Source organism: Pseudomonas tehranensis, assembly GCF_014268615.1.
Taxonomy (GTDB): domain Bacteria; phylum Pseudomonadota; class Gammaproteobacteria; order Pseudomonadales; family Pseudomonadaceae; genus Aquipseudomonas; species Aquipseudomonas tehranensis.
The window spans coordinates 1-14814 of the sequence record NZ_JABWQV010000113.1 but is presented as its reverse complement, the minus strand read 5'-3'; the positions used below and the strand labels follow the sequence as shown (position 1 = coordinate 14814).

The window sequence follows — 14814 nt, the reverse complement described above, 5'->3', positions numbered from 1 at the left end:
CCACGGGTTCGGGGTCACATCCAGCACGCGTAGTAAGCGCCTCTTGTCAGCAGCGCCCTTTGCCGCGAAGGCCTCGGGTATACTGCCGCGTTTTGTGATGCCCTGCGGCGTCCCGGCGTTTCGAAACGCGCACTTACGATTTGCCGGTGCAGCGTGTTTGAATCTGAACCAGCCTTGCAGGGATGTTTCGGTGATTTTTGGAGTTTTTATGCTCGAACAGGCTCAACGCGTCCTCAAGGACATCTTCGGCTACGACAGTTTCCGTGGCCGCCAGGGTGCCATTATTGAGCGCGTGGCCAGCGGGGGCGATGCTCTGGTGCTGATGCCCACCGGCGGCGGCAAATCCTTGTGCTTCCAGGTGCCGGCGCTGTTGCGCAACGGCCTGGCGGTAGTGGTCTCGCCGCTGATTGCGTTGATGGACGACCAGGTTGCGACCCTTGAAGAGTTGGGGGTTGCCGCCGCTTCGCTGAACTCGACCCTCAGCGCCGAGCAACAGCGGGACCTGGCGGCGCGAATCAAGCGCGGTGAAATAAAAATGCTCTACCTGGCCCCGGAGCGCCTGGTGCAGCCGCGCATGCTGGCGTTCCTGCAGAGCCTGGAAATCGCCCTGTTTGCCATCGATGAAGCCCACTGTGTGTCCCAATGGGGCCACGACTTCCGCCGCGAGTACCTGCAACTGGGGCAACTGGCCGAACTGTTTCCCGACGTGCCACGCATCGCCCTGACCGCCACCGCCGACAAGCGCACCCGCGAAGAAATCGTCGAACGCCTGCACTTGCAGAACGCCGAGCGGTTTCTCTCCAGCTTCGACCGACCCAACATTTTCTACCGCATCGTGCCCAAGGAGCAGCCGCGCAAGCAGTTGCTGGCGTTTATTGCCGAACGGCGCAGCGACGCCGGCATCGTTTATTGCCTGTCGCGCAAAAAGGTCGATGAAGTGGCGGCGTTTCTCTGCGAGCAAGGCTTTCCGGCATTGCCGTATCACGCCGGCCTGCCCAATGACCTGCGGGCCTACCATCAGAAGCGCTTCCTCAATGAAGAAGGCCTGATCATGGTGGCCACCGTGGCGTTCGGCATGGGCATCGACAAGCCCAACGTGCGTTTCGTCGCGCACCTGGACCTGCCCAAATCCCTCGAGGCGTATTACCAGGAAACCGGTCGCGCCGGCCGTGATGGTTTGCCGGCCGACGCGTGGATGGCCTACGGCCTGCAGGACGTGGTGATGCTCAAGCAGATGCTGCAGAACTCCGAGGGCGACGAGCGCCACAAGCGTCTTGAGCAGCACAAACTCGACGCCATGCTTTCGCTGTGCGAAGAGACCCGTTGCCGGCGCCAGACCTTGCTGGCCTATTTCGACGAAGACATGCCCCAGCCTTGCGGACATTGCGACAACTGTGTCGACGGCGTGGAAACCTGGGATGCCACCGAACCGGCCCGCCAGGCGTTGTCGGCGATTTATCGCACCGGCCAACGCTATGGCGTGGGGCATCTGGTGGACGTATTGCTGGGCAAGGACAACGAAAAGGTTCGCAGCTTCGGCCACCAGCATCTGTCGGTGTTCGGTGTGGGCAAGGCACGCACGGAGAGTGAATGGCGTTCATTGTTCCGTCAGCTTGTGGCCCGCGGGCTGGCCGATATCGACCTGGAAGGCTACGGTGGCCTGCGCCTGAGTGCCAGCTGCCGTCCCTTGCTCAAAGGCGAGGTCTCCCTCGAACTGCGCCGTGATCTCAAACCGGCAACGGCGATCAAGAGCAGCAAGAGCCAGGCCAGCCAACTGGTGCGCGGCGAAGAGCGGGACCAGTGGGAAGCATTGCGCGCCTTGCGTCGCAAGCTGGCCGAAGAGCATGGCGTGCCGCCGTATGTCATCTTCCCCGACTCGACGCTGCTGGAAATGCTCCGCAGCCAACCCACCTCCCTGGCGGAAATGGCCCGGGTCAGCGGCGTGGGCGCGCGCAAGCTGGAGCGTTACGGTGAAGCCTTCCTCCAGGTGCTGGGCGGCGAGGCCGAAGCGCCGAAAGCGGTGGCCGATGTTCGTCACGAATTGATCACCCTGGCCCGCGCTGGCATGACCCCGTTGCAGATCGCCGGGCAACTGCAATGCTCGGAAAAGAACGTGTATACGATGCTGGCCGAGGCCATCGGCAAGCAGCAGTTGTCTTTGGAGCAGGCGTTGGATTTACCCGAGGAGTTGATGGGCGAGGTGCAGGACGCGTTTCTGGATGGCGAAGGTGAGTTGCCGCCGGTGTCGGAAATTTCTGCGTTGTTTGTCGGTCGGGTCCCAGAGGGCGTCCTGTATTGTGTCAGAGCTGCGTTGCAGTCTGAATTTGAAGTCTGATCAGTGAGTTACGGTCCTTTAACGATTCACTACAGGGGAAACCTTGCCTGAATCCAAAGCTCATGCTTAGCTGACTAATAATTAGTTTTTCTCTATTTCAGATCTGATGAGTTTTATTATGCCGTTAACCGATCAACACCGTTTTGGCATGCAGTTGGCGCAAATGTCTCGAGGTTGGCGTGCCGAGCTGGATCGTCGCCTGGCCGGGTTGGGTCTGTCTCAGGCCCGCTGGCTGGTGCTGCTGCACCTGGCCCGTTTCGAACAGGCGCCGACCCAGCGTGAACTGGCCCAGAGTGTCGCTGTCGAAGGTCCGACCCTGGCCCGGTTGCTCGATAGCCTGGAAGCTCAAGGCTTGGTGCAGCGTCAGGCCGTGGCCGAGGATCGTCGTGCCAAGAAAATCGTGCTTTGTGCACCGGCGTTGCCGCTGATCGAACAGATCGAAACCATTGCCACGCAACTGCGGCGGGAGTTGTTCGAGGGGGTCGATGAAGCCGACATGCGCGTGTGCATGCGGGTCCACGGCACGATTCTGGCCAATCTGGAAAAATCCTGAGGCATATCCTGCGGGTCAGACTTTTGAGATTCGGCGGTTCGCGAACTATAACCAGTACTTAGGCGCTCAGTCTGGTAATCAAAAGGGATGCCCATGTTTGTAAATTTGCAGTGCACGTTGCGCAGTTGGGTCAACGTGTTGGTCGTCGTGGCAGCCATAGGGTATCCGGCGTTTGCATCGGCGCTGGGACTTGGGGAGATCACCCTCCATTCCGCTCTGAATCAGCCGTTGCGTGCCGATATCGCCCTGGTCGATGTGGCTGGGGTGAGTGAAAGCGATTTATCGGCCAGCCTGGCGAGCCCGGACGATTTCAGCCGTGCCGGCGTGGAGCGGGTGTTTTTTCTCAATAGCCTGCGCTTCACGCCAGTGCTGCGCGGCGAGCGCAGCTACATTCGGGTGACCTCCAGCAAACCGGTGGAGGAACCCTTCCTCAATTTCCTGGTGCAGCTCAATCAGCCCAACGGGCGCCTGCTGCGCGAATACACCGTGTTGATCGACCCACCGGGCACGCCGAGTGTCGCACCGGCCCGGGACGAGCCTTCCTCCACGGTCCAGGCAACGCCTGCGATCAAGCCGCCTGCGGCTACTCAAGGCAAGCGCTATACCGTCGTGCAGGGAGACAACCCCTGGTCCATCGCCAAGCGCCTGCATGACGCCGGCAGCAATGCGTCGGTCAATGAGCTGATGCAGGGCATCCAGGCCCTGAACCCCGGCAGCGATCGGCTTTCCGTGGGCCAGCGTTTATTGCTGCCCGATTCTGCGGTGCTGCCATCAGCGACAGAAGTGGCTGCGGCCCCGGCCTCCGCCGTGTCCGACGAGCAACTGGCCGCCAGCGTGCTCCAAAACGAGCAGCAACAAAAAACCATCGAGCAACTGCAGGCGCTGCTCCAATCCCAGGACGAAGAAATCGCGAGTCAGCGCAAGCAGATCAGCGAGTTGCAGACACAACTGGCCGAGGTCACGCCGGCCCCTGCTGAATCTGCGCAGCCGGAGTCGGTGCCTGCCGCATCAGCCGCATCACCCGCGCCGCCAGATCAAGCACAACCCGTCACAGAACCGGTCCCGGAACCAGAGGAAGGCATTAACTGGCTGTGGATAACGGCGCTGGTGGGGCTGTTGGGGTTGCTCGGGCTATTGCTGTTCCTTCGTCGACGGCAGCAAGAACAGGCCGAAATGGAGCCCATACCCGAGCGTCCTGAACCGATGCTTGAAGACGACAGCCCAACCTATGCGTCGACCGCCGACACGGAACAGCCCGAGGCCGCCACATCGTTCAGTAACGGTGATGCACCTTTGGGGGACGTGCTGGAAGGAGTCGGGATTTACCTGACCTACGGTCGTTTCACCGAAGCGGCGGGATTGCTGCGTGCCGCGTTGCTGACAGAGCCCGCGCGTACCGACCTGGGCCTCAAGTTGCTGGAGGTGCTGGGCAAGCAGGGCGATACCATCGGTTTCCAGGCCCAGGAACATCATTTGTTGGCGCAGGGCATTGATGTCAGGACACTGGAGGAGATCCGCGGGCGTTATCCGAAGGTCGCCGCGGTCGCCGCGCCCATGGTGACAGAACCTCAGCCGCCGGCGCCGCTGCCTGACGCCGTCCCTGTGTCCAGTGACGAGTTTGAGCTCGATCTGGATGCGCTATCCATGGAAACCAGTTGGGACCTTGCCGAGCCCCCGGACAGTGCCGCTGAAAAAACACCTGTTGCACCCGAAGGCTTTGGGGACTTGTCGCTTTCGAGTTTCGACGAGCCGGAGCTGCAGTGGAGCGCACCGTCGGAAACCGAATCGCTGGACGATGCATTTCTCGACGGGTTTGCCGATGAAGAACAGTCGCTGGAACTGGAGCCGATGGCCCTGGAACCTGTTCGCCAAGAGCCTCAGGTAGCGGAACACTCCGACAAGCTGGAGCAGGCGCAGAATTGCATCGACGATGGCGATTTGAAAACCGCCGTCGCACTGCTGGAAGAGTTGCTGGAAGAGGGCAATGAACCCCTCAAGCAAACCGCGCGGGTGCTGCTGGCGGGGATTCGCTGAAGTCCTTTATTGATGTGAACCTACCGGCCCCTTCGCGAGCAAGCCCGCTCCCACAGGGGATTTGTATCCACAGGCAGGTTATTTGACTGGGACAGCACCGATCAAAACGTCTGCCCCAGATTCAGATACACCGCCTGTTCATCATCATCGTTAAACCCATAACTGAAATTCAGTGGCCCCAGCGGCGTATCAAACCCCAGGAAAATACTGGCGGCATTGATGTAGCCGCTGTCGAACTCATTGTCGTTGTTCCACGCCCGGCCCCGTTCCAGGGAGCCGCCGATGTACAGCGGGAAATCCAGCGGCAGGTAGGCTCGCGGTGTGAGCCTACGGTAATACACGGCGCGCATCAGGCTCATGTTCTGCCCGGATATGCCGTCTTCGCGAAAGCCCGACAGCTGCCGCGCACCGCCGAGTACAAAGCTTGAAGTCACCACTTCGGCGGTGTCCAGGGTGCGCCCGTAACGCCCGCCGAGGATGAAGGTGTCCGGGCCGCGGCTCAGCGCCTTGTCCAGGTTGAGTTCCCATTGGCGGTAACGCTGGTCGGAACCTAATCCTGGCTCATACTGGCGCCAGGTCAGGCCGATGTCTTCGCCTTCATGGGGGAAGTACACATTGTCGAAGGAGTCGAATGAATACTTCAGGTCGTAGAAGCCTTCATTGAAGCTTTCGCTGGGCTGGTCATGATCGCCAATACGTACATCTGCCTCGCCCCAGGCTTGGCCGACACCGAAACGGATTTCGCCGCTGTTGCCGATCTGCCGGCCCAGGTTCAAGCCGAAGCCATAACGCTCGACGCGGTACTGGGCCACCGGATCGTTGTCCAGGATGGACTCCACGTTGCGGGATTCGAATTGCCCGTAGGGTGCGATGAAGTAGCGCGAGCCGACATCCAGCGGCTGGTAGAACTCGCTGTACAGTTCCTGCTTGCCGCCGATCTGCGCCCGGGTCAGCCACTCCGCGCCCAAGCGGTTGATGCCATTGACCCGATAGCTGGCGCCGAGGTTGAAAGCGCTGTCGCCGCGCATGTCGTCCGACAGGCTCAACCCCAGCCGCAGATAATCGGTGCCGGTGCGTTTGCCCCGGGCACTGATGACCAGCGTATGCTCCGGGGCCTTGTGCACGACGCGGTATTGCACCTGCTCGAAGTAATCCAGCCCGTACAACGTGCCCATATCGGTTTGCAAACGACCCAGGTCCAGTGGCTCGCCGACTTGCTGGCGAACGTAATAGCGAATCACATCGTCGCCGACTTTCGAGTCGTTCTCCACGCGAATGGCGGTGATGACCGGTGTGCGCTCACTCGGGGTGCGCGCTGCCACGAGTTCGGGGTCGGCCGGTTCCGTGGGGCGCAGGTGCGCCAGGCGAGCCTCGAGTATTTGGGTGGCACGGTAACCGGCGTCGATCATCTCCTGGGCACGGCCAAAGTCTGTGGCGCCGAAGCTCGCCAGTGCCGGCTGGATCAGCACATCGTCTTCTCTGAGCGTTGCCAATTGTTCTTCGGAGTTGCGCCGGGTCATCAAGGTGGTCGACTGGTTCAGGACGTCGATCACCGTGACCAATTGCTTGCGGGTGCTCAGCGGGGTGCCGATGTCCACCACGATGGCCATGTCCACACCCATTTCCCGGGCTACATCCAGCGGGATGTTGTCGGTCATGCCGCCATCTACCAGCAATCGACCGTCCAGTTCCACCGGCGCGAACACTGCCGGAATCGACATGCTGGCGCGGATCACCTTGGGCAGGTGGCCCTTGCGAAACACCACTTTCTCGCCACTGGCGATGTCGGTTGCCACGGCGCGAAACGGGATTGGCAGTTTGTCGAAATCCCGGGTGTCGCTGGCGTGGGCCAGCAGGCTTTCGAGCAGCAGGGCCAGGTTCTGCCCCTGGATAACGCCCAAGGGCAGGCCGAGGCTGCCGTCGTCGCGAAAGCTCAGTTTCTGTTTCACCAGAAAGTCCCGGTCATCCTGCTTGCGCCGGAACGGCACATCCTTGCGCGGCGGGGCGTCGGACAGGGCCTGTTGCCAGTCGATGCCCAGGGCGAGTTTTTCCAGCTCGTCGATTTTGTAGCCCGAGGCATACAGCCCGCCGATCACGGCGCCCATGCTGGTGCCGGCGATGGCGTCGATCTGGATGCCTTGCTCCTCCAGAGCCTTGAGCACCCCGATGTGGGCCAGGCCCCGGGCGGCGCCGCCGGACAGTACCAGGCCGACTTTCGGACGAGGGGCCTGAGCGGCGTCGGCGAACAAGGGCAGCAGTAACAGAAGCAGGCAAGGCAGCAGGCGGCGCATCGTCAATCTCGGGGCGGGCGATCAAAGGCAGGTATTATAGCGATGCCTTTGCCCCCAGGAGTTCCCCCGCAATGACCGAACACAAACCGGAAGTCGTCATTACCTATTGCACTCAATGTCAGTGGCTGCTGCGCGCCGCCTGGCTGGCTCAGGAGCTGCTCAGCACGTTTAGCGACGATTTGGGCAAAGTGTCTTTGGTGCCGGGCACGGGTGGGGTGTTTCACATCAGTTGCGACGGCACGCAGATCTGGGAACGCAAGGCCGATGGTGGTTTTCCCGAGGCCAAGGTTCTCAAGCAGCGGGTCCGTGACCGGATCGACCCGGAGCGGGATCTGGGCCATAACGACCGGGTTCAGTGAGACGTGGCTTGGGCGCCTACACCCGGTTTCTTTGTGCCGCCACTGAGTTGGCTCGACACCACGATCGCAACGATGATCAGCGCGCCACCCAGCAGCATGCGCAATGTGGGATTTTCATCGAATAGCAACCAGGCCATGGTGATGCCATAGACCGGCTCCATGGCAAACACCACCGCCGCCGTGCGGGCCTTGATCACCGCCAGGCTGGCGACGAACAGGCTGTGGGCCAGGCCGGTGCAGAACACCCCCAGCAGGGCGATCCACAGCCAGTCGACAGGGCGCACGTCAATCAGTTGTGGCGCTGCCATTGGCAACAGGCAAAACCCGACCACCAGGTTCTGGCACAAAGCGGCCTGTACCGGCGGCACCCGTGTGGAACCGGCGCGGTTGACCAGCGAAAGCAGGGAGAACAGCAAGCCCGAAAGCACGGCCCACAGCAGGCCGGTGGTGGCGCCGCTGGCCAGGTCGAAGTGCGGTGTGACCAGCACGAGGCCGATGCTCACCAATACCACCAGCAGGATTTCATTGACGCGGATCCGCTCGCGGAAAATCACCCCTTCGAGCAGCACCGTGAAGGCCGGGAAACTGGTAAAGCCCAACGTGGCGATCGCCACGCCGGCGACTTTCACCGCGATGAAGAAGCTCACCCAGTGGCCGGCGAGCAGTAGGCCGCCCAGCAGCAAGCGTCGAACGTCCTGTGCGTGGAGCTTGTGCCAGCGGGCGCTGCTGGCGAAACGGGCAAAAACTGCCAGGGCCAGCACCGCGAATACGGCGCGACCGAACACGATGACCGCTGGCGAGGCGGCGGCGAGCTTGCCGAACACACCGGTCAGGCCAAACATGAGTGCGCCAATGTGCAGGGCGCCGAGGGCGGTACGGGGAGTCATTGCGATCCTTGTCCAACGGTTGAGCGTCAGGGTATTGAACCCGTTACCGGCCGTTCCTGTCTGTCGCGATCCTAGCGTTTTTTAGCGCGAAGCTAGCGCTGGCGCCGCAGCTTGCCCGGTGAAGCGCCGAATTCGCGCAGCACTGCGGCGGCAAACGCACTTTGCGAGCTATAGCCGACCCGGTGGGCAATTTCACCGATGGGCAGTTGTGAGTCACGCAGCAGTCCTACCGCCTTGTGTAGACGGCGGCTGCGGATGTAGTCCATCGGGGTTTGCCCGCATTCGGCGACGAAACGTGCATGCAAGCGGGCACTGGAGAGCCCGGCGACCTGGGCCAGGTCCGCCACTTGCAGCGGATAAGCGGCGTACTGGTCAATGTGGGCGTTGAGCGCCGCATAGGGCAGGCGCCGGCCACCGATTGTGTCCTGACCAGAGCCGTTGAGGCTGGCCAGGAGCAGCACCGCCCCTTGTTGGGCAATCAGTGGGTCGTCCACCGGACTGCCCGCCAGCCAGTTGACCAACTGGCTTTGCCCCGCATCCAGGGGCCTGCGAGCGGTATTGTCGAGCAATCGGCGGCTGGCGTCGGCGTGATCACCCAAGGCTTGCCCGATCCAGTCATCGCCCGGCACATCCAATACCAGGCAACGGCTGCCACGGGGGCTGCCGCAGGCGTGATGGGCGCCGGCCGGTATCACCACGAAGCTCTGCTGCACGACCTGGCTGCCACAACCTTCGACCTCGAAATCCAACAGGCCGGACAACCCGAACACCAGTTGGGCGTGGTCGTGGCTGTGGACAATCAGGTCGTGGCTGTACTGGCGTAGCGTGAGGATCGGTCTCATCTCGGTCTCCCGGGGCAGGCCGTCAGCATACACCGAGGCCACGCAGCTTCGCGCTGTCATGTAACGGACTTGTTTTTGTCATGGGGTATTAACCGCAGGCAGGCACAGTGGCTAAAACGATCAGAGGGTTGCCCATGACCAGCGCCGAGCTCGCCAGACCCAGCCGCAAACAGCGTGTTCGCACCCTATGGATTTCCGATGTGCATCTGGGCACCCGGGACTGCCAGGCCGAGCATTTGTCGCAGTTTCTCAAGGGCTACCATACTGACAAGATCTACCTGGTGGGTGACATCATCGACGGCTGGAAGCTGCGCGGCGGGATGTACTGGCCACAGGCTCACACCAACGTCATTCGTCGCTTGCTGACCATGAGCAAGCGCGGCACCGAGGTGATCTACGTCACCGGCAACCATGACGAGTTCCTGCGGCGTTACTCCAAGCTGATTCTGGGCAATATCCAATTGGTGGACGAAGCGGTGCACGTCACCGCAGACGGCCGGCATTTGCTGGTGATCCATGGCGATCAGTTCGATGTCATCACCCGGTACCACCGTTGGCTGGCATTCCTGGGCGATTCGGCCTACGAGTTCACCCTGACCCTGAATCGCTGGCTCAACCATTGGCGGGCCCGTTATGGCTACGGTTACTGGTCGTTGTCGGCGTACCTCAAGCACAAGGTCAAGACGGCGGTCAGCTTTATCAGTGATTTTGAAGAAGCCATCGCCCATGAATGTGTGAAGCGTGAGCTGCACGGCGTGGTGTGCGGGCACATCCACCATGCCGAGATGCGCAGGGTGGGCGAGGTGGAGTATCTCAATTGTGGCGATTGGGTCGAGTCATGCACGGCGCTGATCGAGCATTGGGACGGGTCGATCGAGTTGTATCGGTTGGCCGATGCCCAAGCGCGGGAAGCGCTGCTCAAGGCGGAGTTGAAAGTCACCGAACCGGCATGAGCCGATCTGACGCCATCGCGGGCAAGCCTTGCTCCCACAGGAGGTGCGTGCTCTCACAGACTGTGAATACCTGTAGGAGCAAGCCTGCTCCCACAGGAGATGCTTGCTCTCACAGACTGTGAATACCTGTAGGAGCAAGCCTTGCTCCACAGGAGGTGCTTGCTATCACAGGCTGTGAATACCTGTGGGAGCAAGGCTTGCCCGCGATGGACCGCGCAGCGGTCCCCAGCAATCAGTCAGGCTTAAATCTGTTCAGCCATCGCTGCCTTGTAGATCGACTGCTTCGGCGCGGCAAACAGCCTTTCGAGCATCGGCTCGAAGAAACTCAACGGCAGGGTGTCGTACTCGGCATCGAACGCCGCGGCGTCGTATCGGGCGCAGAAATCAATGGTCGCCTGGTATTGGGGATGCGCTTTGAATTGCTCGCGCAGGTGCCGGTCCATGCCCAGGTGGTGGAAGAAGTAATAGCCCTGGAATATCCCGTGTTTCTCCACCATCCACAGGTTTTCGGCGCTGACGAACGGCTTGAGGATGGCGGCGGCAATGTCCGGGTGGTTGTAGCTGCCCAAGGTGTCGCCGATGTCGTGAAGCAAGGCGCAGATCACATATTCCTCGTCCCGTCCGTCACGATAGGCACGGGTGGCGGTTTGCAGGGAATGGGTCAGGCGATCCACCGGAAAACCGCCGAAATCGCCGTCCAGCAACTTCAAATGGGTCAGGATCCGACCCGGTAATTGCCGGGCATAGGCGCTGAAGTCGGCGGCGATGATTGCCCAGTCTTCCTCAGTACCGTCCTTCATGTGGGTAAAGCGCGCTTGGGAGTTCATGGGCAGTCCTTTGAGAGTGGCTAGAACGCTACCTTGCCCCGCAGCATGTCGCGGTACATGACAAAATCGCCGAGCAGGCTGTAGAACGGGTGCTGGAACGTGGCGGGACGGTTCTTTTCAAAGAAGAAATGCCCGACCCAGGCAAAGCCGTAGCCGGCAATGGGCAAGACGATCAGCCACCAGCCGTTGCCGACGATCAGAGCCAGGGCAACAATCAGGATGACCAGGGAGGTGCCGATAAAGTGCAAGCGCCGGCAGGTGCTGTTGCTGTGTTCGCTGAGGTAATAGGGATAGAACTCAGCGAACGTATTGAAGCGTCTGGTGTTTTCCACGACTGCGGGCTCTGTGGTTATTGTTCTGTTGATTCTGGGCGACCAACGGTTTGATTGAAGTCTAGAGCGATCACTTGCAACGACCAGTGACAATGGGCGCCACTTTAGTATCCTTCGCAAATCCAGCCGTACCCTGCGGCTCGTCATGCAAGTAAAACGTCATGAGCGAACGAACGACTTCTTCAAGCTGGGCGATGGGGATTGTCAAGGCACTGGAAATGGACGGCCTGGATTGTCGGATGCTGTTCAAACAGCTGGGGCTGGACTATGACGCGCTGGAAGATCCGGATGCACGTTTCCCCCAAGATTCGATGACCCGCCTCTGGCAACGAGCTGTGGAGTTGTCGGGCAACCCGGCCATCGCCTTGAACATGGGTAAAGTGGTGCGCCCGGCGTCGTTTCACGTGGTCGGGTATGCCTTGATGTCCAGCCGCACGCTGGTCGAGGGTTTTCAGCGGCTCGTGCGTTATCAGCGGATCATCGCTGAAAGCGCCGACCTGAGCTTTCGTCAGATGGAGGGGGGCTACGGATTGGTGTTGACTGTGCATGGCGATCACCTCCCACCCACCCGTCAAAGCGCCGAGGCTTCCCTGGCCTGTGCGCTGGCCATGTGCAACTGGTTGACCGGACGCACGCTGCACCCGATGAAGGTGTTGTTCCAGGGCGCCGAACCGGTTGATCTGGCACCTTACCAGCAGGCGTTTCCCGCGCCGCTGGTATTCGGCGCACCCTACGACGCGTTGATCTTCGAGCGTAGCGACATGGAGGCGCCGTTACCCACCGCCAACGAGGCCATGGCGCAGCTCCACGACCGGTTTGCCGGTGAATACCTGGCGCGTTTTTCCGAAAGCCGCGTGACCCACCAGACCCGGCAAGTGTTGTGCCGGCTGCTGCCACGGGGCGAGCCTAAGCGTGACGTGGTGGCGCAGACGCTGCACCTGTCCCAGCGCACCTTGCAGCGACGCTTGCAGGAAGAGGGCACCAGTTTCCAGAGCCTGCTCGATGACACCCGCCGCGAACTGGCCGAACAGTACCTGGCGCAGCCGGCCCTGACCCTGCTGGAAATCGCCTATCTGCTGGGCTTCGCCGACCCGAGCAATTTTTTCCGGGCCTTTCGACGCTGGTTCGACACGACGCCCGGCGAATACCGGGCGCGGTCAAACGGCCAGGCCGGTCAGTGACGCCAGAACGCCGGGATACACAGCACGAACACGGTGATGATCTCCAGTCGGCCCAGCAGCATGCCAGCCGACAGAATCCATTTGGCCGCATCCGGCAGCGGGGCAAAATTGCCGGCCGGGCCGATGGTCTCGCCAAGTCCTGGGCCAACGCCGGACACGGTGCTGGCGGCGCCGGTCAGGGCTGTCATCCATTCCACCCCCAATAGCGAGAGCAGCAGGGCGATCACGCAGATGGTGATGGCGAAGAAGAACGAGAAGGTGAGAATCGAGCGCACGATTTCTTCGTCGAGGCGGTGGCCGTTGTACTTCTGTTTGATCACCGCGCGCGGGTGAATCAGTTGCTTGAGGTTGGCCCTGAGCAGGATGTAGGCGACCTGGAAGCGGAAGATCTTGATCCCGCCGGCCGTCGAACCTGAACAGCCACCGATGAACCCCAGGTAAAAAAACAACATCAGCGAGAAATTGCCCCACAGGCTGTAGTCCCCCAGGGCGAAACCGGTGGTGGTGACGATCGACGTCACGTTCATCGCCACGTGCCGCAGGGCCTCCAGCCAGTGCAGGTCGGTAGTCGCCCAGTACCAGGTGCCCAGCACCACCCAGGTCACCAGCAGCACCGCCAGCAGGCCTTGGACCTGCTGGTCCTTGATCAGCGCCCGGCGATTGCCCCGCAGCGTCGAGACGTACAAGGCAAATGGCAGGCTACCGAGAATCATGATAACGATAATGACCCAGTGCACCGCCGGCTCGGTCCATTTGGCCAGGGATTTGTCCGACGTCGAGAATCCACCGGTGGAAATCGCCGACATTGCATGGTTGATGGCATCGAACAGGCTCATCCCCGCCCACCACAGTGCGAGGGTGCCGAGAATGGTGATGCCCACATAGGACGCCACGATCAGCCGCGCCACCATGTGGGAGCGGGGCATGACTTTCTCTGAGCGGTCGGAGGATTCGGTCTGGAACAGCCGCATGCCACCGATGCGCAACAGTGGCAGGATCGCCACCGCCATCGCGATGAAGCCGATCCCGCCGAGCCAGTGCAACAACGACCGCCACATCAGGATGCCGGGGGACATGTTGTCCAGACCGCTCAGGACCGTGGCGCCGGTGGCGGTGATTCCGGACATGCTTTCGAAGAACGAGTCGGTATAGCTGATGTGCTGGGTAAGCAGGAACGGCAACGCGGCAAAGATACACACCACCAGCCAACTGCTGACGGTCAGCAGGTACATGTCCCTGGGGCGCAGATGCACGTGTTCCGGGCGTCCGGGCAGGACCAGGGCCAGGCCGGCGACAAAAGTGATCATGCTCGACCAGAGGAACGACGGGAGGTCGTTGGTGCGCTCGAAGATCAGCAAGGTGGCCATGGGCACGACCATGGAGATCGCCAGGGTGATCAGGAAGATGCCGATGATGAAACCAATGATCCGTAGGGTCGGCAACGCCATGAAGTCCGCTCGGGCTGAAAGGGAAGGGCGTCATTCTACCCGCGACAAGCGGCATGTAAACCGGCACCCGGTGGCGCGTGAGGCCAGTGGTCTGCGCAATGGACGTCTGGTCGCGGAATTTGAGCTAACGAACTCGCCGTACAAGCCACTAGAATAGCGGGACATTTTTTCAGGAGGTGGCCGATGCAGGCTCTCGACGCTTTGCTCAACCGTGTTTCCGTCCCGCGCCTGGTGGACCCGGCGCCTACCGCTGAACAGCGCGAGGTCATGTTTGCCGCTGCGATGCGGGCTCCGGATCATGGCCAGTTGCGGCCATGGCGTTTTCTGACGGTCGAAGGGCAGGCGCGTCATCGCATGGGCGAGCTCCTGGCCGAAGCGGCACGGTTCAATGATCCGCTGGTAGCCGAAGCGGTCGTGGAGAAAGCGCTCAACGGCCCGTTGCGCGCGCCGCTGGTCGTGGTGGTGATTGCACGGTTGCAGGACCATTTCAAAATCCCCAAGTCCGAACAAATGCTGGCGGCCGGCTGCGCGGCCCATGCAATCCTGTTGGCGGCGTATGCCCAAGGGGTGGGCGGAGTCTGGCGTACCGGTGAGCTGGCGTATTCACCTCATGTGGCCAAGGGGCTGGGCCTTGAGGACGGGGAAGAGGTGATCGGTTTTCTCTACCTGGGGACGCCGCAGAAAGAAGCGCGCACGGCGCCGAAGGCGGAAACGGCAGAGTTTGTCAGCGAGTGGACAGGCTTGTAGGAGCTGCCGAGCGAAGCGAGGCTGC

General features: G+C 61.4%; 12 protein-coding genes and 1 pseudogene. 7 read left to right on the top strand and 6 right to left on the bottom strand.

From position 1 onward, the window contains the following. Window positions 1-208 precede the first annotated feature (208 nt). From recQ to HU811_RS16670, 3 genes are all read left to right on the top strand, one after another. Window positions 209-2335: a DNA helicase RecQ gene (recQ, locus tag HU811_RS16680; protein WP_092397469.1), complete on the top strand. Its 2127-nt coding sequence runs from the start codon at window positions 209-211 to the stop codon at window positions 2333-2335. Between the two features lie 118 nt (window positions 2336-2453). Then, window positions 2454-2888 (top strand): MarR family transcriptional regulator, encoded by a 435-nt coding sequence (locus HU811_RS16675; RefSeq protein WP_047226202.1) that lies wholly within the window; start codon window positions 2454-2456, stop codon window positions 2886-2888. Between the two features lie 93 nt (window positions 2889-2981). Beyond that, a complete protein-coding gene (locus HU811_RS16670) occupies window positions 2982-4922 on the top strand; it encodes a FimV/HubP family polar landmark protein (RefSeq protein ID WP_186657001.1) in 1941 nt (646 codons plus the stop codon). Between the two features lie 101 nt (window positions 4923-5023). On the opposite strand, the gene HU811_RS16665 is transcribed toward HU811_RS16670, so the two are convergent. Beyond that, complete coding sequence (locus HU811_RS16665; protein WP_186656998.1) at window positions 5024-7213, bottom strand: patatin-like phospholipase family protein; 2190 nt, start codon at window positions 7211-7213, stop codon at window positions 5024-5026. Window positions 7214-7284: 71 nt separating this feature from the next. On the opposite strand from HU811_RS16665, the gene HU811_RS16660 reads away from it, so the two are divergent. Next, window positions 7285-7572 (top strand): Rdx family protein, encoded by a 288-nt coding sequence (locus HU811_RS16660; protein WP_047226205.1) that lies wholly within the window; start codon window positions 7285-7287, stop codon window positions 7570-7572. Here HU811_RS16660 and HU811_RS16655 read toward each other — a convergent pair. Together HU811_RS16655 and HU811_RS16650 are read right to left on the bottom strand one after the other, a co-directional pair. After that, on the bottom strand, window positions 7566-8459 hold the full coding sequence (locus HU811_RS16655) for a DMT family transporter (RefSeq protein WP_092397475.1): 894 nt from the start codon (window positions 8457-8459) through the stop codon (window positions 7566-7568). The genes HU811_RS16660 and HU811_RS16655 overlap by 7 nt on opposite strands. 92 nt (window positions 8460-8551) lie before the next feature. After that, a complete protein-coding gene (locus tag HU811_RS16650; protein WP_092458354.1) occupies window positions 8552-9301 on the bottom strand; it encodes a helix-turn-helix transcriptional regulator in 750 nt (249 codons plus the stop codon). 134 nt (window positions 9302-9435) lie between these two features. Here HU811_RS16650 and HU811_RS16645 point away from each other — a divergent pair, with 134 nt between their 5' ends. Beyond that, window positions 9436-10254: a UDP-2,3-diacylglucosamine diphosphatase gene (locus HU811_RS16645; protein WP_186656994.1), complete on the top strand. Its 819-nt coding sequence runs from the start codon at window positions 9436-9438 to the stop codon at window positions 10252-10254. Between the two features lie 242 nt (window positions 10255-10496). On the opposite strand, the gene HU811_RS16640 is transcribed toward HU811_RS16645, so the two are convergent. After that, a complete protein-coding gene (locus HU811_RS16640; RefSeq protein ID WP_186656992.1) occupies window positions 10497-11081 on the bottom strand; it encodes an HD domain-containing protein in 585 nt (194 codons plus the stop codon). A 20-nt stretch (window positions 11082-11101) separates the two neighbouring features. Continuing rightward, complete coding sequence (locus HU811_RS16635) at window positions 11102-11413, bottom strand: Mpo1-like protein (protein ID WP_047226210.1); 312 nt, start codon at window positions 11411-11413, stop codon at window positions 11102-11104. Window positions 11414-11574: 161 nt separating this feature from the next. Between HU811_RS16635 and HU811_RS16630 the strand changes: the two are divergent. Beyond that, window positions 11575-12631, top strand: a pseudogene (locus tag HU811_RS16630) (AraC family transcriptional regulator). On the opposite strand, the gene HU811_RS16625 reads toward HU811_RS16630, so the two are convergent. Continuing rightward, window positions 12588-14042, bottom strand: coding sequence for a TrkH family potassium uptake protein (locus HU811_RS16625; protein WP_092397485.1), 1455 nt, complete (start codon window positions 14040-14042; stop codon window positions 12588-12590). The pseudogene HU811_RS16630 and the gene HU811_RS16625 sit on opposite strands and share 44 nt — an antisense overlap. Before the next feature lie 183 nt (window positions 14043-14225). On the opposite strand from HU811_RS16625, the gene HU811_RS16620 reads away from it, so the two are divergent. Then, complete coding sequence (locus HU811_RS16620) at window positions 14226-14789, top strand: NAD(P)H nitroreductase (RefSeq protein ID WP_092397487.1); 564 nt, start codon at window positions 14226-14228, stop codon at window positions 14787-14789. The last annotated feature ends 25 nt before the right edge of the window (window positions 14790-14814 follow it).

Excerpts from the sequence above, each read along its gene's own strand:
- recQ (WP_092397469.1), top strand. The coding sequence starts at position 209 with ATGCTCGAACAGGCTCAACGCGTCCTCAAGGACATCTTCGGCTACGAC.
- HU811_RS16675 (WP_047226202.1), top strand. The coding sequence starts at position 2,454 with ATGCCGTTAACCGATCAACACCGTTTTGGCATGCAGTTGGCGCAAATG.
- HU811_RS16670 (WP_186657001.1), top strand. The coding sequence starts at position 2,982 with ATGTTTGTAAATTTGCAGTGCACGTTGCGCAGTTGGGTCAACGTGTTG.
- HU811_RS16665 (WP_186656998.1), bottom strand. The coding sequence starts at position 7,213 with ATGCGCCGCCTGCTGCCTTGCCTGCTTCTGTTACTGCTGCCCTTGTTC.
- HU811_RS16660 (WP_047226205.1), top strand. The coding sequence starts at position 7,285 with ATGACCGAACACAAACCGGAAGTCGTCATTACCTATTGCACTCAATGT.
- HU811_RS16655 (WP_092397475.1), bottom strand. The coding sequence starts at position 8,459 with ATGACTCCCCGTACCGCCCTCGGCGCCCTGCACATTGGCGCACTCATG.
- HU811_RS16650 (WP_092458354.1), bottom strand. The coding sequence starts at position 9,301 with ATGAGACCGATCCTCACGCTACGCCAGTACAGCCACGACCTGATTGTC.
- HU811_RS16645 (WP_186656994.1), top strand. The coding sequence starts at position 9,436 with ATGACCAGCGCCGAGCTCGCCAGACCCAGCCGCAAACAGCGTGTTCGC.
- HU811_RS16640 (WP_186656992.1), bottom strand. The coding sequence starts at position 11,081 with ATGAACTCCCAAGCGCGCTTTACCCACATGAAGGACGGTACTGAGGAA.
- HU811_RS16625 (WP_092397485.1), bottom strand. The coding sequence starts at position 14,042 with ATGGCGTTGCCGACCCTACGGATCATTGGTTTCATCATCGGCATCTTC.
- HU811_RS16620 (WP_092397487.1), top strand. The coding sequence starts at position 14,226 with ATGCAGGCTCTCGACGCTTTGCTCAACCGTGTTTCCGTCCCGCGCCTG.